Consider the following 26,934-nt stretch of genomic DNA (forward strand, 5'->3'; position numbering starts at 1 on the left):
CCCAAGCGGTGCTTGGAGCCTGTATTTTTGGAAAATTTGACTAAAAACTAGTCCCTTCTTGGCTTTCTATCGCGATTTCCTCCCCTGCGGTCATTATTTCTGCGATCTCCACCACGATCGTTTCTTGGTGGACGCTCTTTGTAGCCTTCAGGTTTTGGTAAAAGGGCTTTTCTAGAAACCTTTTCTTTTCTGGTCCTTGGATCCAGTCCGAAGTATTTTACATCGAAAACATCTCCCATGTTCACAACATCGGATACATTTTCAGTACGTTCCCAAGCCAATTCGGAAACATGAAGTAAAACTTCGTTACCTGGAGCTTCAACATATTCAACCACGGCTCCAAAATCCAACATTTTTATCACTTTGACCTCATAAACGCTACCAACTTCAGGTTTGAACATTACAGCATCGATTTTAGCGATTACCGCATCGATACCGTCTTGGTCAGTTCCCAAAATCTCAACGATACCTTCTTCCGTATCCGGATCTTCGTTGATGACAATAGTGGTATTGGTCTCTTTTTGCAATTCTTGGATGACTTTTCCGCCGGATCCGATTACTGCACCAATGTACTCACCAGGAATAATCTTGGTAACGATTTTTGGAGCGTAGGACTTCACTTCGGCGTTAGGTTCTGCAATTGTATCGGTAAGTTTCTCAAGAATATGTAGTCTTCCATCTTTAGCTTGCATCAAAGCTTTTACCAAAATTTCATAGGACAATCCCTTTACTTTGATATCCATTTGACAGGCGGTAATACCATCGGAAGTACCTGTAACTTTAAAGTCCATGTCTCCCAAATGATCTTCATCACCCAAAATATCGGAAAGTACGGCGTATTTTCCAGTTTCCGTATCGGTAATCAATCCCATTGCAATCCCGGAAACAGGCTTTTTAAGTTGAACACCCGCATCCATTAAGGCCATGGTACCTGAACATACAGTGGCCATGGAAGAGGATCCGTTGGATTCCAATACTTCAGAAACCACACGTACGGTATATGGACAGTCATCGGGAATCATTCCTTTTAATGCGCGTTGCGCCAAGTTTCCGTGACCTACTTCTCTTCGAGAGGTACCGCGAATTGGTCTGGCTTCCCCAGTTGAGAAAGGAGGGAAGTTGTAGTGCAGATAAAATGTCTCTTCACCTTCGTATGATGGCATATCGATTACATTCGCCTCTCTAGAGGTACCTAAGGTAACTGTTGCCAAAGCTTGGGTTTCACCTCTAGTAAAGATGGATGATCCATGAACAGACGGCAAATAATCGATTTCACACCAAATAGGTCTGATTTCATCGGTCTTACGTCCATCCAAACGCAATCCTTCATCTAAAGTAAGGTTACGAACAGCTTCTTTTTCAGCTTTGTAGAAGTATTTTGAGACCAAGTCTCCAATTTCTTCCAATTCCTCTTCAGAAAATGTTGCTTTTACCTCTTCTTTAATTTCCTCAAAAGCTGCACTGCGCTCATGTTTGGCAGAACCTGCCTTAGCCACCGCGTATACCTTTTCATAAGTAAGGTCATATACTTTTTTGGCTAACTCTTCATCTTCTCTTTCAGGTTCGTACTCTCGCACTTCTTTTTTCCCAAAAGCTTCGGCCAATTTTATTTGTGCAGCACATTGAACCTTAATGGCTTCATGTGCAAATTTGATAGCTTCGGTCATTTCCTCTTCGGAAATCTCATTCATTTCTCCTTCAACCATCATTACAGAATCTGCAGAGGCACCGATCATCATGTCAATGTCGGACTCTTTTAACTGCGCTCTAGTTGGGTTGATAATGAATTCACCATTAACACGTCCAACCCTAGCTTCTGAAATGGCACATTCAAATGGAAAATCTGAAAGTTGGATTGCAGCAGAAGCAGCAAGTCCGGCCATTGCGTCGGGCATAACTTCTTCGTCATGTGACATTAATTGAATCATTACCTGTGTTTCGGAATGATAATCTTTAGGAAATAGGGGTCTTAATACCCTATCCACCAAACGCATGGTCAATACTTCACCATCACTTGGTCTAGCTTCACGTTTGAAGAATCCACCGGGATAACGCCCAGCAGCAGCAAATTTTTCACGATAATCTACCGTTAATGGTAAAAAATCGACATCGCTTTGTTTGTAATTTGAAACAACTGTACATAATAACATACACTTGCCTGATTGGACAACAACAGAACCGTGGGCCTGTTTTGCCAATTTTCCGGTTTCGATAGAAATTTCCCTACCGTCACCGAGGTCAATGACCTCTTTAAAAGTTTTTGGAATCATAGAATTAGTCTTACCCACAATTCATTTGTGTGGGCCGTTAAACATTTGGTCTACCGCCTTCCGGACGGTCGGGTTGTGTTGTTGTGTTGACCAATGAAAAACTGTAGGCAGCTTTTTGTGTTTGCCCAATCCAAAAATCGGGACTTGACTGTCAAACTTGATTTGACAAAATAAAAGGGGAAGCCAAGCCTCCCCTTTATTTTTATTTTCTAATACCTAGTTCCTTAATAAGGACACGGTATTTTTCAATGTCTTTTTTCTTTAGGTAATCCAAAAGACTACGTCTCTTACCTACCAATTTTACCAAAGAACGCTCAGTGTTGTAATCTTTGTGGTTCTTTTTAAGGTGTTGTGTCAAGTGGTTGATACGGTGTGTGAACAATGCAATTTGCCCTTCCGTAGAACCGGTGTTGCTCTCAGAGCCGCCGTGTTTCTTAAAGATCTCGGCTTTTACTTCTTTAGTTAAATACATTCCAATATTTATTTAAATGATTTTTATGTATTGATTGTCTTTCAATCAGCGTGCAAAGATAACCTCTTTTTTCAGAATGAAAAATTTTAACATCAAATTAAACCTTTTGATTTATGAAGGGTCATAGGAGGACAAACCCTAAAATTTGATCATTATGAAAAAGAATCTTGAACACATCAATTTTGCCAAAATTGCCCCACTTTTTATGGCAATCCTGTTTTTAATGGCAACCTCATGCTCCAAGGAAGAAGACTCCGGTGAAGAGTTGTCCAGTTCGGAGGTAATTTCGGCTACTGAATTGCAGTACAGTGACGAAACCGAGATGATTTCGGAAGAAGTTACCGCCATAGCTGAAGATGTTTACGCCTCTGACGAAATTTCATTCATCTCCAAAATACCGCATAAGACGGATTTTCTTCCTGACTGCGTTACCATTACAACGGTGATAACTGATACCACCAAGGAAAAAACCATTGATTTTGGTGAAGGTTGTGAGCTGCCCAATGGAAACGTGTTGAGCGGAATTATCAATTTGAGCTATGCAAAGGACATGGAAGCGGCCAGCAAAACCTTGGCGTTGAGCCTTGAGAATTTTACTTTCAATGGAGTTGCTATTGAAGGTAGTGCTGATATTCTACGTGAACGTTCCAACGAAAATGAAAATCCACAATCAACGGCCAATGCATCTTTTGCTGCAACATGGCCTGATGGAGATACCGCTTCTTTTGAAGGAACCCGAACAAGGGAATGGATAGAAGGTTATGGCTCCGGTTTTTGGGGAGACAATGTTTTCTTGATCACTGGTAAGCGGACGTATGTAGGTAGAGAAGGTAATGTTTTTGTCAAAGAAGTAATTACACCGCTACGAAGGGAAATGGCATGTAGATTTATTGTTAGTGGAGTTTTGGAAATCTCTAGAAATGACAATACAGCCAGTTTGGACTTTGGTGACGGTACTTGTGATGCAAAAGGCATCTTGACCTTGCCAGATGGTACAGAAAATGAAGTTTTTTTACGTAGATTTTTAAAGTAACGATTTGGAGAAAAGCGTAAAAGAAAAGCCCCGATATCGGGGCTTTTTTTATGCTCTTAAAGGTTGATTTGTAATCAAATCAATATACTGGTTGATTTTCCTTTTTAAATCCCTACGATGGGAGATGAAATCCAAAAACCCATTCTCTTTTAAGAATTCTGAAGTTTGGAAACCTTCGGGAAGGTCTTTTCCAACCGTATCTTTTACTACACGTGGTCCTGCAAAGCCAATCAAAGCACCTGGTTCAGAGATATTGATATCACCCAACATGGCATAAGAAGCAGTCGTTCCACCTGTTGTCGGATCAGTGCACAATGAAATATAGGGTATTTTAGCTTCTGCCAATTGGGCCAATTTAGCAGAAGTCTTTGCTAATTGCATTAGCGACAAGGCAGCTTCCATCATACGTGCTCCACCAGATTTTGAGATCATTACAAATGGAACCTTCTTCTTTTTGGCATGATCAATGGCCCGTGAAATCTTTTCACCAACAACACTTCCCATAGACCCACCAATAAAGCTGAAATCCATACAGGCAATAACCAATTCCTGTCCCATAGATTTACCCACTGCGGTACGAACTGCATCCTTCAATCCAGTTTTTTGCTGTGCAGCTTTTAATCTCTCGGAGTATTTTTTGGTATCGACGAACTTCAAAGGATCTTTCGCGGATAATTTTTCATCCAGTTCCTTGAACTTGTTATCATCAAAAAGAATCTCGAAATATTCCTTGCTGCCAATTCTTACGTGATAGTCATCTTCTGGACTTACGTAGAAATTTTTGGCTAAATCCTCAGATTCAACGATTTTCCCGGTGGGGGATTTATACCAGAGGCCTTTGGGGGTGTCCTTTTTTTCCTCGGTGGCTGTTTGTATTCCTTTTTCCTTTCTTTTAAACCAAGACGACATGGAATCAAATATATTAGGTTAAACCGTTGTGCTAGTTTTAAAGCGTATTTACGTTGTTCAGATCTTCAAAGGCTTGTTTCAATCTATCTACAAAAGATTTTTCGCCTTCTCTAAGCCAAACACGTGGGTCATAGAATTTTTTATTCGGTTGGTCATCTCCATCAGGATTTCCAATCTGCGCTTGCAAATAACCTGATTTGTCTTGAACATAGTCCCTTACTCCAGCAAGGAATGCATACTGAAGGTCGGTATCAATATTCATTTTGATAACACCATATCCGATGGACTCTCTGATCTCTTCCAAAGAAGAACCTGATCCGCCATGGAAAACAAAATCGATATGATTGTGCTCTACGCCATACTTTTCAGAAACAAATTCTTGCGAATTCTTCAAGATTTTTGGAGTCAAAGTCACGTTTCCTGGTTTGTAAACACCGTGGACATTACCAAACGCAGCTGCAATAGTAAATCTGTGACTTACTTTTGAAAGTTCTTCGTAGGCATATGCTACTTCTTCTGGCTGGGTATATAGTTTAGAGCTATCCACGTCGGTATTATCAACACCATCTTCTTCACCTCCTGTTACACCGAGCTCAATCTCCAAGGTCATGTCCATTTTGCTCATTCGCTCCAAATAGTTCTTGCAGATTTCTATGTTTTCCTCAATGGGCTCTTCGGAAAGATCAATCATGTGTGAACTGAACAGTGATTTTCCGGTAGTGGCATAATGTTCTTCACTCGCATCCAACAACCCATCAACCCAAGGCAACAATTTTTTGGCACAGTGGTCGGTATGAAGAATTACAGTTGCTCCATACGCTTCGGCCAATTGATGTACATGTTTGGCTCCAGCTACGGCACCTTGTACGGCAGCTCTTTGATTTTCATTGGATAATCCCTTTCCGGCATTGAACTGGGCCCCACCGTTAGAGAATTGAACAATAACGGGTGAATTCAGTGCTGCGGCAGTTTCCAGTACCGAGTTTATGGTATTGGACCCAATTACATTTACAGCAGGAAGTGCATAGCCATTTTCCTTGGCATGGTTAAAAATAGCTTGAACTTCGTCTCCAGTGGCAACGCCCGGCTTAATATTGTGGGACATACTTAGTTAATTTTTGGTTAAATAAGTGAACAAAAGTAATAAAATATTCGGTCTAGAAAGGATAATTTATACCGATATTGAAACCTGCATTTTTAAAGTTATACTGTCTGAACCAGCGTTTTGATATTTCTTCGGCCGGATTATAGGTTTTAAAACCGATATCGAGCCTGAAAACAAAGTAGGTGAAATCGTACCTAAGACCAAATCCTGTACCTAGGGCGATATCGGATAACGAATTGAATCCGCTAAAAATAGCATCCGGGTTATCCTCATTGTCAAAAACGTTCCAAATGTTGCCTGCATCAGCAAAAAGGGCACCTTTTACATCACCGGCTATGGGAAAGCGATATTCCAGATTTAAAGCGATTTTTAGATTGGCCTCATTAAAATCGTTGATGTTACTGGTTCTTCCAGGTCCCAATTCGTATGCATTCCATGCCCTATTGTCATTGGACCCACCTGCAAAGTAACTCCGCACAAAAGGGATGCTTTCAGAATTACCATAAGGAATGGCCAACCCAAAGAAACTTCTGAAGGCCAAGACTTGGGAATTGGAAACATCCCAATGTCGAATAAAGTCAAATTCAGTTTTAAAATATTGCGAGAAGGGAACACCAAAGACCAACAGTTGATCATTGTCATTTTTATTATAAGGTACAATGCCATCCAAAGCGGAGAGCAGATTCCCCGCACTTTCCAGTTTCACCCGGAATTGATAGAAATCGCTGTCATTGATATCCACCTTACTATTTTTCGACAGCGTATAGTTACTGGCAAAAATGAGGTTGTTTTCGGTCAAGCGCTGTCTTCGTTCTTCAATGCTGTTTACCTCACTCAAATCTTCTGCGCTGATAGGAATTTCATTGTTCAATATGCGTTGGACCAATGTATCAGCACCCGTCGGAATAATCAATTGCAGGGGATCATCAGGATTATCTATGGTTTCGAACAGATCTGCATATTGTGGGTCGTCTTGAAATTGATCGGCAATGTCATCCAAATTGCTAAAGGTGTTTTGATAAACATTGTAGAAATTATCCGGATTTACATTACGGACAAACTCCACATTCAATAGTTCAATAGTATTTCGAAGACTGTTGCTTGGATTCCAGTTATAGGAAAGAATAGAGTTGAAAGACTGTTTATCCAACCCAATATTTTTCTGAAAATTGGTACCCACCAAAAACCGGCTTTGCGGTAACATATAATATGGTATGATTTTTTCCGTATTGAACGGAAACCAGATTCTTGGAAATGTGATGTTCACATCGCCACCGAGCTCGGAAGTGAAGGTGTCACCTCCTATAGTGATGTTACGCCCATTAAGAAGACCAACAGATCCCCTAGCGGAAATATTCAAAGTTTCCGCTCCCCCAAAAACATTTCGGGTAATAACGGAGGCACTGAAAGCTGTACCGACCCTTTGAATGTTGGAATGTGTAACGTCAAAATCCAGATTCAATGAAAATTTGGGCCTTGGAGCCAGGTAGATATTTGAGGTCAACATTGCTTCTCCCGTTTCAGGGATGAACTCAATGTTGGGATATTTAAAGGTATTGAGGTTCGTGATCTGTCTGTAGGTCCTAATTCTATCCAAATCCCTATAAATGCTATCTTTTTCAAAGAAAATAGCGTCGGTAAGTGCCTTGGGTTTATATTTTAACTTGTTGTTATAGTAAATAGTGTAGTTTTCATGGTCAACGGACTTCAAAGAATCAGTACTCCCGCCGATAAGGTAATCAGCATAAATATTGACTTTTTTAAAGCGATGAATTTTATAGGTGTCAGTCGTGGTTGTATCATTTACACTTCTGGGTTTTTGAATGTTCAACTGGACGTCCATTTTTTGGTCATCCGCCAATTTTGTCGTGTCCCTTAAAATATCATAGTTGATTGAGCTTTCCTGAAAGTTGTACACTCCAGAGTTTCTGAACAGTGCAGTTAGGCGCTCTCGTTCCACCGTGAAATTGGCAAGATCAAATTGATCTCCACTTTTGACAAATGATTCGTCGATAGCATTGTCGTATATGGAGTCAAGTTCAAGAGAGCTTATGTTTTTTTGGAGGGTATCGATATAAAAGGGTTTGTTCAGTGTGATTTGATACTCGATTTCGGCGCGTTTTTTCCGTTTTCCTTTTAAAATGTTATAGGTGCCCGAATTGTTAAAATAGCCCTTGCTGTTATAATAGGCCTTTAATCGATCTACGGATTTTTGTGTCAGGGAGGTATCAATAATGGCTGGGGGTTCCCCAATTCTTTTAAAGAATTCACTTGCACCTTTGACCACAAATGACTCCCTTAAACGATTGACCTGCTTTTGTGATAGTAAATTGTTAAGACGCTTTTCACGCTTTTCTTTTCGGTGCAACCAATCCTGAAACGAAGAATCGGGATTTTCCTTGGCGAGATTGTATAGGTTCAAACGAAGAGGATAACCTAGCAGCGTGCTGTTGGGTTTTTGTGAGATAAGACTCTTAATATCACTATTGGTGATCTTTGTACTGTCGGCATAAATGGAGTTTTTGGTAAGCAGAAATTCCCCATCCTCCACCTTTTTTAGGGTATTGCAGGCAGTTATGGTCAACATAAGCAACAATAACCCTATTTTTGCCCAGTTGTGCCATAGACCTGAAAATGCCCTCATAGAAGCCAAAAATACACGATTTAGATGGTTACCAAAAACCAAATTAAACTAGTTAAGAGCTTACAGCAAAAAAAGTACCGAAGTCAACACAAGTTGTTTGTTGTTGAAGGGAAAAAAGCAGTTTTTGAGCTTTTGGATGCTGGTTTGGAATCTTTTCAATTGTTTGTTGAAGCAAAAATTGAAGATGGGGATTTTGTTGGTTTTGACACTATTTCTTCAGCAGAACTGAAACAAATGAGCAGTCTTAGTACCCCAAATGGAGTTTTAGGTGTGTTTCACATGCCTGTGGATCAGCCTATTGAAGATTTTGATTGGGTAGTTGCGCTCGATAATGTTCGTGACCCAGGAAATTTGGGCACCATTATTCGACTATGTGATTGGTTCGGGATAAAACACCTAGTTTGTGCATTGGGAACCGTAGATTGTTACAATCCTAAAGTATTACAAGCGACCATGGGCTCAATTGCCAGGGTCAATATAGTTTACACCGATTTGATAGCGTATTTAAAAGAAACGGAACTGCCAATTTACGGTGCGTTTATGGATGGAGACACCGTTCACAGCGCAAAACTGCCAAAAAATGGGGTCCTGGTCATGGGAAATGAAGCCAATGGAATTTCCACAGCGGTTGAATCTGTAATTTCAAAACGAGTTGCTATTCCACAGTTTGGTAAAAAAACAGCGGAAAGTTTGAATGTGGCCACGGCCACAGCGATTCTTCTGAACGAAATTCGAAGAGGAGGTTAATTCAATTCTTCCGACAGAATATCCTGCATCTGAGGATAGTCTTGGTCGGTATCCTTAAAATGTTCCCTTTCTTTCTTTAATTCAACCTTCATTTCTGAAATAATCCTAGCGTATTTTGGATTGTCAATGGAGTTGTTCAATTCCTTTGGATCTTCTTTTAGATCGTAGAATTCCCAAGCCGGCTGGGTAGTTGTTGAGTCACTTCCATACATCTCCAATCCTTGTCCGTAAAAAAGGGCGAGCTTATATCTTTTATTTCGGATGCCAAAATGGGCCGGTCTATTGGGTGAATGGAGCCAGTATCGGTAGTACATCTGTTCGCGCCAATCTTCGGCAGTATTTCCCTTAAGGTTTTCACGGAAGCTTTTACCCTGAATATAATCTTGGGGCGGCAGACCTGCATAATCTGCTAATAAAGCTGCAAAGTCAATATTCAATATGATATCATCCAATCGCTTGCCTTTCATGGTTTCCTTCGGATACCGGATCACAAATGGCATGCGCAAACTTTCTTCATATATCAGACGTTTGTCAAAAAAGCCATGTTCCCCTAAAAAGTAACCCTGATCAGCAGTGTAGATTACAATGGTATTGTCTGCAATCCCCTCTTCTTCTAGATAATCCAGAAGTTTACCAATATTGTCATCGATGGCTGCCCCACAACGAATAAAGTCTTTGGTGAGTTTTTGAAATATCTTGCTGCGCTTTTGCACGCTGTCCAATCCGTCCAATGGATAGGGGAGCCCTGGGTAGGAAGTCCAAAATTTGTCCGGATTTTCTGTGGCCTTTTGCCATCGAATACCAAGATTTTCCAATTTTTGCCCCTTGAACGTTCTACCAGTGGTTTCTTTTCCAAAATCATATAAGGACTCGGGCTCCGGAATTTCTACATCTTCAAGATAGTCGTTGTATCGCTTTGGATATTCAAATGGTTCATGGGTAGCCTTGAAACTACAGACCATCATAAAGGGCTGGTCTTTTTGTCTTTTATTCAAGTGCTCGATGGTCAAATCCGTGATGACGTCCGTGGAAAAACCTTCATGGGTAACCCCTTCTTCCCTTTTGATATAACCATCTTGCCAGTTTTCCTTGATTTTGAATACCGGATTCCAGTACTCACCTTGGCCAGGAAGTACCTTAAAATAGTCAAACCCTTCGGGTTGTTTGTCTAAATGCCATTTTCCGATTATTGCGGTTTGATAACCTACTTCCCCCAAAGATTTAGCAATGTTAGGATGCCCTTCCGGTAATGATTCTCTAAGTGTATAAACTTGGTTCAAGTGGCTGTACTGACCAGTTAATATGGATGCCCTACTTGGACTACAGATGGAATTGGTGCAAAAGGCATTGTCAAGCACCACGCCTTCATTTGCCAACCGTTTAATATTTTGGTTTTTTACAAAATCCTTCAAATGCCCTCCATAAATTCCCCATGATTGGGAAGTATGGTCATCCGACAGGATAAACAATATATTCGGACGTTCTTCCTCCTTAGAATGGCATCCGAACAACAGCAACAGAAGTGAAATCAGTAAATATCGCATACACAAGTTTTTATGAAATTAGTAAACCTAATTCATTTAGAAAACTCAATCGACCAACGACATTTATTAAACCCTAAATGATTGTGGAGTAGGGGAAAAGTTCTTTACTCGAAGGTAAAATTGATAAAGAAACCTCTGGTTCGCATGGCATTGATGTTACCTGTCCATGGACTATTTGGATCGTTATCGGGAACAATCTCATCTGTAAGTGCAAAGACACCTCGAATAGAAGGTGAAAACTTGAAATATTCGGTGTAAATGTCAATGCCAAAACCCACTTCGTAGCCATACACGTTTTGCTTCATCCGAAACTGACCGCTACTGTTATCATCCAAGCTGTCTTCTTTGCTGCCCAAATTCATAGCGGTATATACACCTCCAGTAACATAAGGTTTCCAATTGCCAAACCGCTTTGCACTCATTTTCAACAACAGTGGAAATCGAATGTAGGTGGACTTCACTTCCCTTATGGCCTCTGCTTCTGTTGTAAACCCGGGGAAACCCAAGGTTCTGGAAGTGTAGAGCAAACCTGGCTCAAACCTGCCGTCCAAAAATTCGTTGATGCGTATTTCTCCAATAAGCCCTACATTAAAACCGAAACTTTTGTTGACCAAAACGTCCTGACCTATATCATTTTCATATTCAAACTGAAAGTCATACTGATTGAATCCTAAGTAATATCCCCAGTTCAACAATTTTTGATCTTCTGTTTGAAGATTGAGTATGGGGTCTCTTTTAAACTGTGCTTGGGAGTTTGGACATGCCAATATTAGCAAGCCAAGAAGAAGAAGGACATTTTTCATCAAATTATTTTGTAGCGACATATATAGATGCCACCCCAAATGTCTGGGGTTTGTTCTCTATACCTATAAACCCAATTTTGTCCAAAATATTGTTGAAGGCCTCACCATGTGGGAAAACGGAAGCGGATTCGCTTAAATAAGCATACGCAGACCTATCTTTGGAGAAGATTTTACCAATGGTTGGGAGAATGTACCTGGTGTACATTCGATATCCTTGCTTAAAAGGTGTTTTTGTCGGAACGGAAGTCTCTAAGACCACAAAGCTTCCTCCAGATTTTAGTACTCTTAGTATTTCACTTAATCCTTTCTCCAGATTTTCGAAATTACGTACCCCAAAAGCTACAGTAATTGCATCAAAAGTGTTGTCGGCAAAAGGTAGGTTTTCGCTATCGCCTACCATCATCTCAATGGTGTTTTCCAGGCTTTTTGCCGAAATTTTGGTTTTTCCAACCTCCAACATACCTGGGGAAATATCCAATCCCACAATTTTTTCGGCACCTGTTGCCGTCATGGCTATTGCCAAATCACCAGTACCTGTAGCAATATCCAAAATATTCTGCGGTGCTTTCTTTGAAAGGATAGCAACTACTTTCCTACGCCATTTTAAGTCAATACCAAAGGAAATGACCCTGTTCAACCCATCATAATCGCCAGAAATGGTATCAAACATTTGCCTTACCTGTTCTTTTTTGCCCAGGTCTGAATCCTTGTATGGCTTCACTTTTTTCGACATCTGTTAAATTTGCTGGCAAATATACAACTTAGGTATATGGAAGACGTACAAAAATAATTATGTAATTTTGCATGCAATCATGGAAAGCTTTTCCGTATTATGTTAGGTATTTGTCTTTTGGACCGCGGCCGTTATTCTTTTTTGCCGTTTGTAACACACAAATTGAACTTATTAGGAACATCTTATACTAATCAATGAAGATTATAATTGCGGGAGCAGGTGAAGTTGGCTTTCATTTGGCAAAATTATTGTCGTATGAGGCACAGGATATTACATTGATTGATACCGACAAGGAGAGTTTGTCGTATGCTGACAATCATTTGGATATAAGGGTGCTCCGTGGTGATGCCACCTCCATAGAAGTATTGCGTGATGCACGGGTTGAGAGTTCGGAATTGGTCATAGGGGTCACGGCATCCGAAACCACAAACTTGACCCTCTGTTTATTGGCCAAGCAATTAGGATGCAAAAGAACCATTGCCCGAATTTCCAATACGGAGTTTATGGATAATCGGGAACTGATTAAGTTTGATGAACTTGGTATTGATGAGTTGATTTCACCAGAGGAATTGGCAGCTACTGAAATACAATTACTTTTAAATCAATCAGCATTCAACGACACCTATGAATTTGAGGATGGATTGCTTACCATGCTAGGTGTTTTTCTTCCAAAATCTGCCCCTTTTGTAGGTAAAATGGTGAAGGAAGCTGCTAAAATATTCCCTGAGCTACATTTTATGCCCATAGCACTGCAGCGTATGGGGACCCAATACACTTTAATTCCTAGAGGGGATACCGTTTTCAAAGAAGGTGACCAGGTCTATTTTATTACTACTCCAGGAGGTGTGGATGAGCTGTACAAGCTTACGGGCATGCAAAAAAAGGAAATCAAGAACGTGATGATTCTTGGCGGAAGCAAGGTCGGCTTTAATACCGCTCGGGACCTGTGCAACAAAAAGTTCAATGTAAAACTGATCGAAAAGGATAAGGAAAAGGCTTTTGATATTGCAGATGAGCTTCCCCATGCCCTTGTTATCAATGGAGATGGAAGAAATGTGGAACTTTTGGATGAGGAAAGCTTGGATTCCATGGATGCTTTTATTGCGGTTACCGGAAACTCGGAGACAAATATTATGTCCTGTTTGGTGGCCAAATCAAAAAAGATAAAGAAGACCATAGCAATGGTCGAGAATATGGATTACTTCCAACTGTCCCATTCCATTGGGGTAGATACCTTGATCAATAAAAAACTATTGGCCGCCAATAATATATTCCGTTACATTAGAAGGGGAGAGGTGTTGGCACTAACACGTCTGAATAACCTGAACGCTGAAATCCTGGAATTTGAGGTGAAGGCTACCTCATTGGTTAATGGTGAGATTATCCGTGAGTTGAATTTTCCAAGGGAAGCCAGCATCGGTGGAGTAATTCGTGATGGAGTGGGAATCATCGCCCTAGGTGATTTCAAAATTCAAGAAGGCGACCGTGTTGTGGTCTGTTGTCTGCCAAAAGCAATTCCAAGAATAGAAAAGCTGTTCTTGTAATGGGGCTTAATACTCGCATTATTATTCATATTATGGGGCTTTTGCTACTCTGCAATGGCTCTTTCATGCTTCTGGCTGCTTTTGTAAGCGGTGTTTATGACGATGGAGCAACTTTGGATATTACCCTTGCGGCTATTGTTACCATGCTTTTTGGAATCATGGCCATGTTCGGCACCAGAGGCCATAAGAAAGAGGTAAAAAGGAAGGAAGGTTACATTGTGGTGACCTTTGGATGGATTATCATGTCCATTTCAGGTACGCTTCCCTACCTTTTTTCAGGAGCGATACCTTCCGTTACCGATGCTTTTTTTGAAACTATTTCGGGTTATACCACCACTGGGGCCTCCATATTGAATGATATTGAAATTCTACCCAAGGGAATTCTTTTTTGGCGAAGCCTGACCCATTGGATTGGAGGTATGGGTATCATTGTACTTGCTATAGCTATTCTTCCTCTTTTAGGAATCGGAGGGATGCAGTTATTTGCGGCCGAAGCCCCTGGTCCGGCCGGAGACAAATTGCACCCAAGGATTACAGATACCGCCAAGCGATTATGGTTGATTTATTTTGGATATACCGTTGCGGAGACCATTCTGCTAAAATTGGCGGGAATGTCCCTGTTTGATGCCATGAACCATTCCTTGGCAACCTTGTCAACAGGAGGTTTCTCAACTAAAAATGCAAGTTTGGCCTATTGGAACAATCAACCCTTGATACAGTACATTACTATTGTTTTTATGTTTTTGGCCGGAAGCAACTTTGTATTGAGCTATTTCGCATTCACAGGCCGGGTACAACGAATTATAAAGGATGAGGAGTTTAAATATTATGCCAGCTTTATCGTCCTATTTACTATTGCCGCTTTTTTGGTGGTCCATTATAAAGCAAATGTTGAGGTTTCCGATTTTCACCCAATGGTTTGGGGTGAAGGAGAAAGTGCCTTCAGGCATGCACTTTTTCAGGTAGTTGCCATTGTGACCACAACCGGATTTGTAACCGCTGATTTTACCAGTTGGACACCATTTTTAACGGTTTTCTTCTTTGGATTGTTTTTTTTGGGAGGATCCGCAGGTTCCACGGCAGGAGGAATAAAGGTAATGCGACACCTTCTGATCATAAAAAATGGATTGTTGGAGTTTAAACGGACTTTGCATACCAATGCCATTATTCCTGTACGCTACAACAACAAAACCGTTACCGAACATATTGTCTACAACATTATAGCCTTTTTTGTGCTCTATATGCTATTGTTTATCATTGGCTCCTTGGTTCTTGGTTTTATGGGCCTTGACTTTGTATCGGCCATTGGGGGTTCCGCATCCTCTTTGGGAAATGTGGGCCCGGCTTTGGGAAGTCTTAATCCCGTAAGCAACTACAATAGTTTGCCCAATGCAGGTAAATGGTGGTGTGGTTTCTTAATGCTTCTGGGTAGGTTGGAACTCTTCACCGTTTTAATCATTCTTACGCCATATTTCTGGAAAAAAACGTAGCTTTCCTAAGTTTTAAAATCCAATGATTGAAAATTTTATACAGATGAAAAAGGTCATTTTTCTTTTGGGAGGAATTTGCTTGTTTTACCTCAGTTGTGATACCTCTGAGGAAGAGGACAAGGCTGAAATCATGCAAATATTGAACCATCAGGAGGAAGCTTGGTCCAATCATGATTTGGAGGGATTCATGCAGGGATATTGGAAAAGTGATTCCCTGCAATTTTATGGAGCTAGGGGATTGACCTTGGGCTGGGATAAAACCCTGTCAGGATATAAGGAAAGATATCCCACAAAAGCAGATACCGGGAGTTTGAAATTTACCATTGATGCGGTTACCAAAATCGATTCCAATTCCTATTACGTAATGGGGCAATACCACCTAACCAGAACGGCGGGTGATGCAAATGGCGTATTTCTTATCGTATTGCGAAAGATAGCCGGGGAATGGAAAATTGTGGCCGATATGTCTTGCTAAAATACCTTTCAAAAATTGGAACAGCCTTTATATATTGATTCAACCTTTATTGAAGAAAACACCGATTTTTCCGAACTGATCGAGGAACTAAAGAATGCTTTTGCTTCAAAAGAGGTTTTAATACCCCAACGCCACCATCATGATTTTCCAAACCCAAAGACCGGTAAGGATACAACTTTGTTGCTGATGCCAGCATGGAACCCTGGAAAAGAAGCTGGTGTAAAGGTAGTTACCGTAAATCCTGGCAATGATAATTACGGATTGCCATCGATTCAGGGGAGTTATCTGTATATGGATGCGGCAACAGGAACATTAAAAGCAGTGATGGAAGCCAAAAGTCTTACTGCAAAACGGACCGCGGCAGCTTCGGCATTGGCCTCTTTCTATTTATCAAAAAAAGATGCTAATTCCCTATTGATGATAGGTACTGGGGCGCTTTCCATCAATTTGATTAAGGCACATTCCGCTGTACGTCCTATAAAGAAGGTGCATGTCTGGGGGAGAAATATGGAAAAGGCTACTGAAATATGCAGCATACTTTCCCATGAAGGTTTTCAGATAGCACCACTATCCAATATCGAGGAAAAAATAGCCGAAGTTGATATTATTTCTTGTGCCACACTTTCAGAAAAACCGTTGGTTTTTGGTGATTACCTTGTTCCGGGGCAACATATTGACTTGGTTGGAGCATACAAACCCAACATGCGTGAAGCGGATAATGAAGCCATAAAAAGAGCTGCAATATTCTTGGATTCCTTTGAAGGAGGACTCAAGGAAAGTGGAGATATTGCGATTCCTGTTGAAGAAGGAATTTTGGGAGCGTCTGACATTAAAGCCGATCTATTTGGTCTGTGCAGTGGAAAACATTCAGGCCGAAACAGTAAGGATGAAATCACTTTGTTTAAATCGGTTGGACATGCCTTGGAAGATTTGATTGCCGCAACCTATTACTATTCCAAATTCGAAAAATGAGCAATACATATAAAAACATATTAGGTAACACTACTTTTTCCACACCCAAGGATTGGTTGGAAATCAAAACCATCGATATGCATACCGGAGGGGAGCCTTTGCGGGTTATTGTTGATGGTTTTCCTGAATTGAAGGGAAGTTCGGTACTTGAATACAGAAGGTATTGCAAGGAAAATCACGATGATTTACGAACCGCATTGATGTTTGAACCAAGAGGACATGCCGATATGTATGGATGTATTTTGGTTCCTCCCAATGATGATGGGGCTGATTTTGGAATCCTGTTTCTGCATAACGAGGGGTACAGCACCATGTGTGGCCACGCCATTATTGCGATTTCCACATTGGCGGTCAAAATGGGATGGATTCATGTAAAAGAAGGTGAAAATATGCTCAAAATTGATGCTCCTTGCGGAAGAATTACTTCTTATGCGAATGTACACGATAGCGAGGTTACCGGAGTTAGGTTTCATTGTGTTCCAAGTTTTGTGGTAGGACTTGATCGAAAAGCCAATGTGAAGGGATTGGGAGAAGTCACCTATGATTTGGCCTATGGAGGAGCGTTTTATGCCTATGTCGATTTAAAAAAGAACGATCTAAATCTAAACTTATCGGCTGACTCATACCAAGATTTGATTGCACAAGGAATGGCAATAAAACATGCGGTAATGGAGCAAGACTCGGAAATAAAGCACCCCTTTGAAGACGACCTTAGTTTTCTATATGGAACAATTTTTATTGATGATTCTTCCAAAGAAGCAGTGGATAGTAAGAATGTCTGCATTTTTGCCGAGGGGGAAGTAGATAGATGCCCCACGGGTTCTGGCGTTTCAGGGAGAATGGCCATTCATTGGGCAAGAAAGGAATTGCAATTGAACCAGACCATGACCATTGAAAGTATAACCGATTCTGTTTTTAAGGGCAGTGTTGTTTCTGAAATGGACTATGGCACATTTAAGGCGGTAATTCCACAAGTTGAGGGTACAGCCCATATTACCGGGAAGCATACTTTTGTTATTGATCCTAAAGACCCTATGAAAAAAGGATTTATCCTAAGGTAAAAAGGGAGCCTTAAGGCTCCCTTTTTCTTGTTTGAGTTTAGATATTCTATTACGAAACTACCGAAGCGATTCTTGAAATAGCTTCTTTAATCTCGTCAACACTGGCAGCATAAGAAATTCGAATACTGTTGCCATTTCCAAAGGCATCACCGGTAACGGTCGCCACATTGGCTGCTTCCAACAAATACATTGCAAAGTCAGAAGCATTATTGATTTGTTTTCCATTTAAGGTCTTTCCAAAAAACGCACTAATATCTGGGTAGACGTAAAATGCTCCTTGAGGCTCATTGCATTTGAAACCAGGAATGTTGTTCAACAACTCAAGAATCAGTTTTCTTCTGTTCTTGAATTCGTCCACCATATATTGCACACGACTTGGTGGTTCCAGAAGTGCAGTGATCACAGCGCGTTGAGCTATACAATTGGCACCGCTGGTAACCTGTCCCTGAAGTTTGTTGCACGCCCTTGCGATATAATTTGGAGCTCCAATGTAGCCGATTCTCCAGCCTGTCATGGCGAACGCCTTGGCGACACCATTTACGGTGACGGTTCGGTCGTACATATCTTCAAAAGCGCCCATTGAGGCATGTTCTGTAACCCCATAGTTGATATGTTCGTAGATTTCATCACTAACGATCACGATCTGTGGATGTTTTTGAAGAACATCTGCCAAAGCCCTTAACTCTTCTTTGCTATAAATGGACCCGCTGGGATTACAAGGAGAGCTGTACCAAAGCATTTTGGTCTTTGGGGTTATAGCATCTTCCAACTGCTCCGGGGTCATTTTAAAATCGTTTTCAATCGAAGTTGCAACTTCTACGGGTACGCCATCCGCAAGTTTTACAATATCGCTATAGCTCACCCAATACGGGCAGGGTAGAATAACCTCGTCACCTTTGTTCAAACAAGCCTGGGCCACATTATAAAGAGCTTGTTTCGCACCTGTTGAAACAACAATTTGAGAACGGTCATAGGTAATACTGTTGTCACGACTGAATTTCGTTATGATGGCATCTTTTAATTCTACATACCCATCTACAGGGGTGTACGAATTATATCCATCATTTACAGCTTGGATCGCCGCTTCCCTAATGTAATCAGGGGTTTTAAAATCTGGTTCACCTAAACTAAGCCCAATGATATCTTTTCCCTCGGCTCTAAGCTCTCTAGCTTTTGCAGCCATTTCAAGGGTTGCCGACGGAACTAAACTGTTGATCCTATCGGAAAGTTGGTTACTCATAAATCCAATTATTTTACTGGTACTGTAATGCCGGATTTTTACCCAGCTCCTTCAAGTGTTTGAAGTGCGAAATTATGGCTTTTCTGGTAGTTTTATATTCGTTGTAGGGTAAATTAAATTCCCTGGCAGTCTGTTTCACAATTTTGGAGATTTTTGTGTAGTGAACATGACTAATGTTGGGAAAAATATGATGTTCAACCTGATGGTTCAATCCACCGGTGAACCAGTTTACAATTCTGTTCTTGGTGCCAAAGTTCACAGTAGTTGCCAGCTGATGTATAGCCCATGTATTTTTCATGGTTCCGCTCTCATCCGGGAGAGGAGTTTCGGCATCATGAACAATGTGTGCCAACTGAAAGACCACACTTAAGATCACCCCAGCTACATAGTGCATAATAAAGAAGCCCAACAACACTTGCCACCATGCAATTTTGACAAAAATCAATGGAAGAACAATCCAAATGGTAACATAAATGAGTTTTGTAATGACCAATGTACTCCAATTGACTACTGGATTTGGTAATTTTCCATAACTCAATTTTCTTTTCATGTAGCGATACATTTGTTGAAAATCTGTAGTAATCGCCCAGTTGAAGGTCAAAAGACCATAAAGGAAAATGGAATAATAGTGCTGAAATTTATGATGCTTTCGCCACTCAGCATGTCTGGAAAAACGAAGAACTCTTCCTGCTTCCATGTCTTCATCATGATCTTGGATATTGGTATAGGTGTGATGCAATACGTTATGTTGTACTTGCCAGTTGTAAACATTACCCGCTAATATGTATATACTGCCACCCATGAGTTTGTTAACCCATTTTTTGTTGGAATACGAACCGTGGTTACCATCGTGCATAACATTCATTCCCACTCCTGCCATACCAACTCCCATAGTTATGGACAATAAAATATAACCCCAAAAGGGTAGGTTCAATGTCAACATTAAAAAATAGGGGGCCAGGAACACGGCAAACATCACCACTGTCTTTAGGTGAAGTTTCCAATTTCCGGTTTTCTTTATCTGGTTTTCACTAAAATATTGGTTTACCCTTTTGTTTAGCGTTTTGAAGAATTGTGCTGAGTCTTTTCTCGAAAACCGGATTATCTCCTTTTCCATAAAAAAAATTTTTTCAAAGGTAACCAAATTGACCTCTCAACTAGGTTACCTTTTTATAAAAACGATGTTAAGATGCCAAAAGTATTAATTTTGCCCAAATTAACAGATTATACATGGATGCTAACTTAATATTCAAGTATTTTACGAAGCTCACTGACACCCAGAAGCTGCATTTTGAAGATTTAGGTGCGTTATACCAAGATTGGAACAAAAAGATAAACGTAGTTTCAAGAAAGGACATAGATGAGCTTTATCTGCGTCATGTATTGCATTCATTGGGCATAGCCAAGATTCAACAGTTCAACCAAGGAGCGGAAATTTTGGACGTTGGTACAGGTGGTGGTTTTCCGGGGATTCCTTTGGCAATTTTATTTCCTGAAGTTCAATTTACCCTTGTTGATGCCATAGGGAAGAAAATTAGGGTGGTACAGGAAGTCATAGATGGTTTGAAACTAAAAAATGTTAAAGCGTATCATTCCAGAGTAGAAGATTTGAATGGACAGTACGATTTTATTGTGAGTAGGGCAGTGGCCGCCATGCCCACATTTGTGCATTGGACCAAAGGAAAAATCAAAAAGGATTCTTCCCATACTATGAAGAACGGGATTCTGTATTTAAAAGGCGGGGATCTGTCAGAAGAGCTTAAAGATTATAAAACCGTACAGATTTTTGACCTAAAAACCTTTTTTGAAGAGGATTTTTTCGAAACTAAAAAAGTGGTTTACCTTCCTCAGAAGTCTAAAAGTTTGACTTAAATGCTCAGCATTCTGTTGTACACCAATCTACATTTTTTGGAATACTCCCTAACATACTGTATCCAGTAATTGATTCGCTTTTTCATAGGAAATGGATTTTAAATTGCTTTAATTTTACAATTACTTAACGTTAAATTTACATAAAAAATTGCGCTAATCAAATTTTGATCGATTTTTTTGGCTAAGGGCTGTTGGATTTGTTGATGGATTTTCTCAAAAAACCAGCTGGAACCACCAGGATATTAGGGTTCAACGAATTATTTCAAGAGAAGATATAGTTTTTCAAACATAGACTCCCATGCTTTGGTCCTGGTTTCAAAATCTGGAGGAGTAATATCAAATTTTTGAACAAATGAAAGTTTTGTAACCTTAGGTTCGATTTGTTCAAATATCATTTTAACAACACTATCAGGTGGAGGAGTGCTAAGCCCTTTATATTTAAGGTCGAAAATGATTTTGTTTGGTTCTAGGATATCTATATAGGATCCTGTGATGTAAAAGAAATTCCCATGTTCTTTCTGAAGTTCAATACTGTAGGCGCCACCAATACGGAAATTAAGGAGTACCTCCCCAACTTTTAGATGCTTGGGCCCGAACCATTGCGCAATCAAATCCGGTTTACGGAACCATTGGAATAACTCCTGGATAGGACTGTCAAAGACTCGCTCTAAGTAAACACTATTGGTCACTGCTCTGATTTTGTTTCTGGATCAATAGCTCCAGCTTATCAAAAGAATCGTTCCAAAAGCTGCTATAATAGGTGATCCACTTTAGGGTCGATTCCATAGAACTCCTATTAAGGGAAAGGATTCTATATTTTCCTCTCCTTTCTTTTTGAACAAGTTGGGCTTCTTCCAAAACCTTGATATGTTTACTAAGCGCTTGAAAAGAAATGGAAAAGCTTTCATGTAGTTCTAGTAGTGTAGAATCTTTTTGGTGCAGTAGCTCTACAACTTGTCTCCGGTTACTATCCGCTAAGGCCGAAAATACTCTTTCCATGCTCTAAATATCAAAGGCCGCACCTACATTGTCCAATGAAGTCTGCCTTGGTGGAGATATAGGGCCACTTGCTTTCAAAGCCATTCTAAAGGCGGTAAACTCTGGAATATCGTTAAGCTTGGCCATGGTCTCACTGTTCTTGGCCATATTGATATGAATAAAAGTGTTCGGACTTTCGTGGTCTGTATAGGATGAATATAACATACCCTCAATCGGATTGGTTCTAAGTGCATCCATTACCTTTTGGATGTTCTTTTTGTTTTCTTCAATGTAATCCTCCTTAACTGTGTATTGAACTTTTACTGCCTTCATAATATCCTATTTTGATTTAATACGGCGTAAAGGTATCCTTTTTTTATCATTCAACCATATGGTTGAATGAATAATCACGATTTGGATAAAAATTTATACGGCTTTCGGTATGGGTCAAAGTTTTTTATAGAAAACCCCTTCTTTGGTCAAGGAGTACCCCAATACTTGTTTGGAGCCTTCTCTTTTGAAGAAAATGCGTTTTCCATCCACGTCGGAGAAAATAGGACCTTCTTCATGATAAATAGGGTAGTGCACCCCGTTTATCAGGGCATGGAGATCCCCATTTACGAATGCTAGCTCCAATTGTTGGTTGTCTTTGTATTCGTACCTTCCCTCAAAGGCCTTGTAGAAATCCGGTGATTCTTTTGGGAGATAAGGATTATCATCGGTAAGAAGCAAACCATCTCCTATTTTCCAATTATCATATTCCATATAATAGGCAGTGCGTTTGGCGGCATTGATCCCCTGGAGTTTGGCAACCAAATGCAGCGCACCATCAATTCCTGCGGAAACCCCGGCGGTGGTTATCACCCGCCCATTGTCCACAAAACGGGTGTCCTTGCGTACGTTTATTTTTGGGTAGTTTGACTCGAGGTTATCCAAGGCACTGTGGAAGGTGGTAGCGGTTTTTCCATCCAAAATGCCAGCTTCTGCCAGCACAAATGCTCCGGTACAGACCGAAAAATGATATTGAACTTCACTTTGTCCCTTTACCCATTCGATTACTTTACTGTTTTGTGAAGCAGCATTGGAATTTCCACCGAAAAATGCAAGTATATCCGCAGCCGGGGCATCTTCAATACTATAATCTGGGGTAACGGTCAAGATTCCCTGTGATTTTATGGGCTCTTTGGTTTCCGAAACGGTGAACACCTTGTAACCGGCATAGGCAAAAACCTCCATGGGTCCTGCAAAATCAAGCACTTCAACACCATCTTGAAGGTAAAATGCAATTGTTTTAGTCATGTTTTTTTGAATTAAGACCATGTTGCAGTGAGCGCAGACTCCGGGATTTTCATGTTCAATTTCATCGCATGCACTATTACAAGGGGGACAGATATATTTGGATGATTCCGTCACTGAGTATTGGGCAAAGATGGAAAAAGAGGAAACAAATAAAGCTAAGATGATGATTGACCTGTTCATTTTTTTGATGATTTGGTCAAAACTACTTCAAATAGCGTCCTCATAAAAGGACAAAGAACCGAAGTATTGGGACAATCAATATTTGAATTCTGAAGGCAGTTGTGACGTGTATTTTTTAATTAGACTCCTCAGTTGATTGTCACTTTGCAATCCACAAGCTATTGATACTGTACTCACTTTTGAGCCATTTGAAAGCATTTGGATGGCCCGTTCAACCCTGAGCTTGTCAAGATAGTGGCCAATGGTTATTCCGGTAACTTTTTTGAACAGACGTGTCAAGTTTCGAGGGCTCATAAATACAGCTTCGGCAAGATCCCCTATTTTCAGTTTTTGGGATAGATTCTGCGCCAATAAGTCCTGCACTTGGTGGATTCTATTATCCATATGGTTTCGATATTGCAAAAAGACACTGAGTTGGGGGTCATTTTCAGTCCTACGTAGATAAATCACTACCTCTTTAGCAACTTTTGTAGCAAAAACGGGACCGTAGAGCTCTTCGATAAGGAACAGCGCCAAATCGATTCCAGAGGAAACACCAGCACTGGAGTATAGATTGCCATCCTTTACGATCAGCCTATCGGAAAGCAGTTTGGCTTTTGGAAATCTGGACACGAAATCCTCCATGTATTTCCAATGTGTGGTGCATCTTTTTTCATTAAAAAGTCCCGAAAAGGCAATAAGATAAGCTCCTGTGCAAACTGAACAGATCTTTGCATTGTTTTTATATTGTGTATTGAGCCATTTGAGGAAACCAGCATGTTGATGGACAAAATCCTGGGCAAAGAAAAGATGCGATTCCAAACCCGGGATAAACAGTAGATCTTTCGGTCCTAAATCAAAATTTTCAAAAGGCTCCAAATTCCCTAAGGACACCCCTGCGCTGGAAATTTCTTTTTGGGAAGCCTGCAGGCTTAGGTAATGGGGTTCGACCTTGGCCCCATATTCATTGGCTTCATAAAACAGATGGGCAGGTCCTGCAATATCTAATAACTGTACCTCTGGAGGTACAAGAAAGAAGGCTCGATATTCTGCTGTTTCGTGCATTTTCCGATCAATGGTGCCATAAAAATAGCCGTTCCTCATCATATTTATGAAAAACGGCTATCTAAAAAGATTGATTATTATTTCAATCTATCCCAAATCCACGATTTCCTTTTATTCTTTGCATTGATTATAATATTTGACGATTGCCTCAATATCAAATCGTGAAAAATATTTTGTGTTGATTTTATCGAGCAAATCAGGACAATCGGAAAAATATGTTCTAGCCAAATCCTTGAATTTTCTGGAATAGGTACTTGGTCTTCCTATGTCAATCGCTCTTTTCTCTTCGGACCTTTTAAGATAATACCGTGTTGTATTAGAGGCTGTTGGTGTAAAACCATTGGGTCCAAAATTGTGGTTAAGTGAAAGTCCCCCAGTCATAAAGAGACATACGTCTCCATTTAGAACTGGCCGAGCAAGTTTCCGCACTGGAAAACTGGTTTCTGACCGTCGGGAGATTATGAAAACATACCTTACTGTATTTTCCTGGAAAAAAGTAATCTCCTTGAAATCATGGAAGGAATATATAACGGGCTCACTTTCAGTATGTTCTTTAAAAAACAGTTTTTCTTTGAGATGGCTTAACTTACCTAAGCCCGTTAAAGTATCTCCTTTTTTAAGAACTATGCTAACCTCCTCAAATGGTCTTTTTTGGAATTGGCCAATTGACTTAAAAACAATCAAGTTTAAGAAAACAAAACTTGCTATGATAATTTTGCGCATTGGATATTAAAGATTACATGGCTTTTCAATACAGTTGTTGAATCCGTCAGGGCAAATTGTTTCAAAGCAAGAATCATCTTCTTCCGAGCACGAGAAAAGTGTAATTGCAATCAATGTACAGATTGATAGTCCAAAAATTTTCCTGATCATCACCTTTTTCCTATCTATCCCAAAAATGGATATCTATAGTCTTCCGGACTTACAAAAGTCTCCTTGATCAATCGTGGAGAAACCCAACGTAACAAGTTTTGCGCCGAACCTGCCTTGTCATTGGTTCCTGAAGCTCTAGCTCCACCAAAGGGCTGTTGACCTACAACAGCACCAGTTGGTTTATCATTGATATAGAAGTTTCCAGCACAATTTTGCAAAGCTTTGGTAGCTTCATCAATTGCATATCGGTCCGTAGCCAAAACAGCTCCAGTCAACGCATATTCCGATGTGCCATCCACCAGTTCCAAAGTTTTGCCCCAATCCTTATCATCATAAATATAAACGGTGACCACTGGACCGAAGAGCTCAGTACACATTGTAGTGTATTTAGGGTCTTCTGTTAAGATAACCGTAGGTTGGATAAAATAACCTACAGATTTGTCGTATTCCCCACCGGCAACTATTTCCGCATTGGCATCCGCTTTTGCCTGGTCTATATATTTGGCCAATTTGTCAAATGAACCTTCATGGATAACTGCAGTTATGAAGTTGCCCATGTCCGCAGGAGAACCGGGCTTATTGAAGGATTCAATGTCCGCTTTTACCAAATCAAGAACTTCATTTGCTGTTGATTTGGGTAGGTAAACCCGTGAAGCAGCACTACATTTTTGACCTTGGAACTCAAAAGCACCTCTGGTAATCGCAGTAGCCACCTGTTGCGGTTTTGCAGTCGGGTGTGCAATAATAAAATCTTTGCCTCCGGTTTCACCCACTATTCGAGGATAGGTTTTATAAGTGTGGATGTTGTTTCCAATTTGTTTCCAAAGCTCCTTGAAAACAAAGGTTGAACCCGTAAAATGAAGTCCTGAAAAATCTGGACTTGAAAGAACGGTGTTGGTAATCATTACCGGATCTCCGAAGACCACGTTGATCACCCCATCAGGAAGTCCAGCTTCCTTGAAAACATCGATAAGTACTTTAGCTGAGAAAACTTGGCTATCGCTGGGCTTCCACACCACTACATTACCCATCATGGCCGCGCTGGCTGGTAGGTTTCCGGCAATGGCCGTAAAGTTAAAAGGAGTAATTGCATAGACAAATCCTTCCAACGGTCTATATTCAACACGGTTCCATATGCCATCGGCAGATTCTGGCTGCTCTGTATAGATTTGGGACATGTATTCCACATTGAACCTCAAAAAATCTATAAACTCGCAGGCTGCATCAATTTCTGCTTGATGGATGGTTTTGGACTGCGCCATCATGGTGGCTGCATTAATTTTCGCACGATAAGGACCAGCAACCAATTCCGCTGCTTTTAGGAAAATGGCCGCACGTTGTTCCCAAGTCAAATTGGCCCATGCATCCCTGGCTTCCAATGCGTTGGAAATTGCCTGGTCAATATGCTTCTTTTCGGCAAGATGGTATTGGCCTACTACATGTGCATGTTCATGTGGAGGGGACATAGGTCTGGTGTTTCCAGTTTTAATTTCCTCTGAACCTATGTACAGGGGAACCTCAACATTTCCATTATAGTATTCGTCATATTGCTTAAGCACTTCCTCACGTTCTGGAGTGCCCGGTGCGTAGCTTTTTATCGGTTCGTTATAAGCGGTTGGAACTTGAAAAAAACCTTTTCCCATTAT

25 protein-coding genes are annotated in these 26,934 nt (G+C 40.6%); 8 read left to right on the plus strand and 17 right to left on the minus strand.

The window, feature by feature from the left end:
* Positions 1 to 47: 47 nt before the first annotated feature.
* The gene (locus tag ACULLH_RS06425; protein ID WP_454087896.1) at positions 48 to 2,270 is read right to left on the minus strand and encodes a polyribonucleotide nucleotidyltransferase; all 2,223 of its coding nucleotides are present in this window, start codon (positions 2,268 to 2,270) and stop codon (positions 48 to 50) included.
* A 202-nt stretch (positions 2,271 to 2,472) separates the two neighbouring features.
* Positions 2,473 to 2,742, minus strand: a complete 270-nt coding sequence (gene rpsO, locus ACULLH_RS06430) for a 30S ribosomal protein S15 (protein ID WP_454087897.1) — start codon at positions 2,740 to 2,742, stop codon at positions 2,473 to 2,475.
* A 154-nt stretch (positions 2,743 to 2,896) separates the two neighbouring features.
* Here rpsO and ACULLH_RS06435 point away from each other — a divergent pair, with 154 nt between their 5' ends.
* Entirely contained in the window at positions 2,897 to 3,775 is an 879-nt protein-coding gene (locus ACULLH_RS06435; protein ID WP_454087898.1) for a hypothetical protein, read from the plus strand.
* A gap of 48 nt (positions 3,776 to 3,823) precedes the next feature.
* Here ACULLH_RS06435 and accD read toward each other — a convergent pair whose 3' ends face one another.
* From accD to tamL, 3 genes are read right to left on the minus strand one after another with little or no spacing between them, the layout of a single operon-like run.
* Complete coding sequence (gene accD / locus ACULLH_RS06440) at positions 3,824 to 4,684, minus strand: acetyl-CoA carboxylase, carboxyltransferase subunit beta (RefSeq protein WP_454087899.1); 861 nt, start codon at positions 4,682 to 4,684, stop codon at positions 3,824 to 3,826.
* A 37-nt stretch (positions 4,685 to 4,721) separates the two neighbouring features.
* Positions 4,722 to 5,789 carry a class II fructose-bisphosphate aldolase gene (gene fbaA, locus ACULLH_RS06445; RefSeq protein WP_454087900.1) on the minus strand — a complete coding sequence of 356 codons (1,068 nt, stop codon included), beginning with the start codon at positions 5,787 to 5,789 and terminating at the stop codon, positions 4,722 to 4,724.
* 52 nt (positions 5,790 to 5,841) lie between these two features.
* Positions 5,842 to 8,433, minus strand: coding sequence for a translocation and assembly module lipoprotein TamL (tamL, locus tag ACULLH_RS06450; protein WP_454087901.1), 2,592 nt, complete (start codon positions 8,431 to 8,433; stop codon positions 5,842 to 5,844).
* Between the two features lie 24 nt (positions 8,434 to 8,457).
* On the opposite strand from tamL, the gene ACULLH_RS06455 reads away from it, so the two are divergent.
* Complete coding sequence (locus ACULLH_RS06455; protein ID WP_454087902.1) at positions 8,458 to 9,180, plus strand: TrmH family RNA methyltransferase; 723 nt, start codon at positions 8,458 to 8,460, stop codon at positions 9,178 to 9,180.
* Here ACULLH_RS06455 and ACULLH_RS06460 read toward each other — a convergent pair.
* From ACULLH_RS06460 to ubiE, 3 genes are all read right to left on the minus strand, one after another.
* Positions 9,177 to 10,724 carry a sulfatase family protein gene (locus ACULLH_RS06460; RefSeq protein ID WP_454087903.1) on the minus strand — a complete coding sequence of 516 codons (1,548 nt, stop codon included), beginning with the start codon at positions 10,722 to 10,724 and terminating at the stop codon, positions 9,177 to 9,179. The genes ACULLH_RS06455 and ACULLH_RS06460 overlap by 4 nt on opposite strands.
* Before the next feature lie 104 nt (positions 10,725 to 10,828).
* On the minus strand, positions 10,829 to 11,527 hold the full coding sequence (porT, locus tag ACULLH_RS06465; protein ID WP_454087904.1) for a type IX secretion/gliding motility protein PorT/SprT: 699 nt from the start codon (positions 11,525 to 11,527) through the stop codon (positions 10,829 to 10,831).
* Between the two features lie 4 nt (positions 11,528 to 11,531).
* Positions 11,532 to 12,260: a bifunctional demethylmenaquinone methyltransferase/2-methoxy-6-polyprenyl-1,4-benzoquinol methylase UbiE gene (gene ubiE / locus ACULLH_RS06470; RefSeq protein WP_454087905.1), complete on the minus strand. Its 729-nt coding sequence runs from the start codon at positions 12,258 to 12,260 to the stop codon at positions 11,532 to 11,534.
* Between the two features lie 194 nt (positions 12,261 to 12,454).
* On the opposite strand from ubiE, the gene trkA reads away from it, so the two are divergent.
* Genes trkA through ACULLH_RS06495 form a run of 5 tightly spaced genes read left to right on the plus strand, consistent with a single transcriptional unit; the run spans position 12,455 to position 17,802 of the window.
* The gene (trkA, locus tag ACULLH_RS06475) at positions 12,455 to 13,804 is read left to right on the plus strand and encodes a Trk system potassium transporter TrkA (protein WP_454087906.1); all 1,350 of its coding nucleotides are present in this window, start codon (positions 12,455 to 12,457) and stop codon (positions 13,802 to 13,804) included.
* Positions 13,804 to 15,294 (plus strand): TrkH family potassium uptake protein, encoded by a 1,491-nt coding sequence (locus ACULLH_RS06480; protein WP_454087907.1) that lies wholly within the window; start codon positions 13,804 to 13,806, stop codon positions 15,292 to 15,294. Before trkA ends, ACULLH_RS06480 begins: the two co-directional genes overlap by 1 nt.
* A gap of 43 nt (positions 15,295 to 15,337) precedes the next feature.
* Positions 15,338 to 15,769 (plus strand): YybH family protein, encoded by a 432-nt coding sequence (locus tag ACULLH_RS06485; RefSeq protein ID WP_454087908.1) that lies wholly within the window; start codon positions 15,338 to 15,340, stop codon positions 15,767 to 15,769.
* A 15-nt stretch (positions 15,770 to 15,784) separates the two neighbouring features.
* Complete coding sequence (locus ACULLH_RS06490; protein ID WP_454087909.1) at positions 15,785 to 16,741, plus strand: ornithine cyclodeaminase family protein; 957 nt, start codon at positions 15,785 to 15,787, stop codon at positions 16,739 to 16,741.
* Entirely contained in the window at positions 16,738 to 17,802 is a 1,065-nt protein-coding gene (locus tag ACULLH_RS06495; protein ID WP_454087910.1) for a proline racemase family protein, read from the plus strand. The genes ACULLH_RS06490 and ACULLH_RS06495 overlap by 4 nt, the downstream gene beginning before the upstream one ends.
* A gap of 49 nt (positions 17,803 to 17,851) precedes the next feature.
* On the opposite strand, the gene ACULLH_RS06500 is transcribed toward ACULLH_RS06495, so the two are convergent.
* The gene (locus tag ACULLH_RS06500; RefSeq protein ID WP_454087911.1) at positions 17,852 to 19,042 is read right to left on the minus strand and encodes a pyridoxal phosphate-dependent aminotransferase; all 1,191 of its coding nucleotides are present in this window, start codon (positions 19,040 to 19,042) and stop codon (positions 17,852 to 17,854) included.
* 13 nt (positions 19,043 to 19,055) lie between these two features.
* Entirely contained in the window at positions 19,056 to 20,159 is a 1,104-nt protein-coding gene (locus tag ACULLH_RS06505) for a fatty acid desaturase family protein (RefSeq protein WP_454087912.1), read from the minus strand.
* A 113-nt stretch (positions 20,160 to 20,272) separates the two neighbouring features.
* Between ACULLH_RS06505 and rsmG the strand changes: the two genes are divergently transcribed.
* Positions 20,273 to 20,914, plus strand: coding sequence for a 16S rRNA (guanine(527)-N(7))-methyltransferase RsmG (gene rsmG, locus ACULLH_RS06510; protein ID WP_454087913.1), 642 nt, complete (start codon positions 20,273 to 20,275; stop codon positions 20,912 to 20,914).
* A 257-nt stretch (positions 20,915 to 21,171) separates the two neighbouring features.
* Here rsmG and ACULLH_RS06515 read toward each other — a convergent pair whose 3' ends face one another.
* From ACULLH_RS06515 to pruA, 7 genes are all read right to left on the minus strand, one after another.
* Entirely contained in the window at positions 21,172 to 21,603 is a 432-nt protein-coding gene (locus ACULLH_RS06515) for an SRPBCC family protein (protein ID WP_454087914.1), read from the minus strand.
* Positions 21,593 to 21,913: an ArsR/SmtB family transcription factor gene (locus tag ACULLH_RS06520; RefSeq protein WP_454087915.1), complete on the minus strand. Its 321-nt coding sequence runs from the start codon at positions 21,911 to 21,913 to the stop codon at positions 21,593 to 21,595. The genes ACULLH_RS06515 and ACULLH_RS06520 overlap by 11 nt, the downstream gene beginning before the upstream one ends.
* 3 nt (positions 21,914 to 21,916) lie before the next feature.
* Positions 21,917 to 22,225 carry a hypothetical protein gene (locus tag ACULLH_RS06525; RefSeq protein ID WP_454087916.1) on the minus strand — a complete coding sequence of 103 codons (309 nt, stop codon included), beginning with the start codon at positions 22,223 to 22,225 and terminating at the stop codon, positions 21,917 to 21,919.
* A gap of 114 nt (positions 22,226 to 22,339) precedes the next feature.
* The gene (locus ACULLH_RS06530) at positions 22,340 to 23,191 is read right to left on the minus strand and encodes a DJ-1/PfpI family protein (RefSeq protein WP_454087917.1); all 852 of its coding nucleotides are present in this window, start codon (positions 23,189 to 23,191) and stop codon (positions 22,340 to 22,342) included.
* A 255-nt stretch (positions 23,192 to 23,446) separates the two neighbouring features.
* Positions 23,447 to 24,457: a GlxA family transcriptional regulator gene (locus tag ACULLH_RS06535; protein ID WP_454087918.1), complete on the minus strand. Its 1,011-nt coding sequence runs from the start codon at positions 24,455 to 24,457 to the stop codon at positions 23,447 to 23,449.
* A 69-nt stretch (positions 24,458 to 24,526) separates the two neighbouring features.
* Positions 24,527 to 25,138: a hypothetical protein gene (locus tag ACULLH_RS06540; protein ID WP_454087919.1), complete on the minus strand. Its 612-nt coding sequence runs from the start codon at positions 25,136 to 25,138 to the stop codon at positions 24,527 to 24,529.
* Positions 25,139 to 25,302: 164 nt separating this feature from the next.
* Positions 25,303 to 26,931, minus strand: a complete 1,629-nt coding sequence (gene pruA / locus ACULLH_RS06545) for an L-glutamate gamma-semialdehyde dehydrogenase (protein WP_454087920.1) — start codon at positions 26,929 to 26,931, stop codon at positions 25,303 to 25,305.
* Between the last annotated feature and the right edge of the window lie 3 nt (positions 26,932 to 26,934).

This window comes from Flagellimonas sp. 2504JD4-2, from assembly GCF_053642935.1.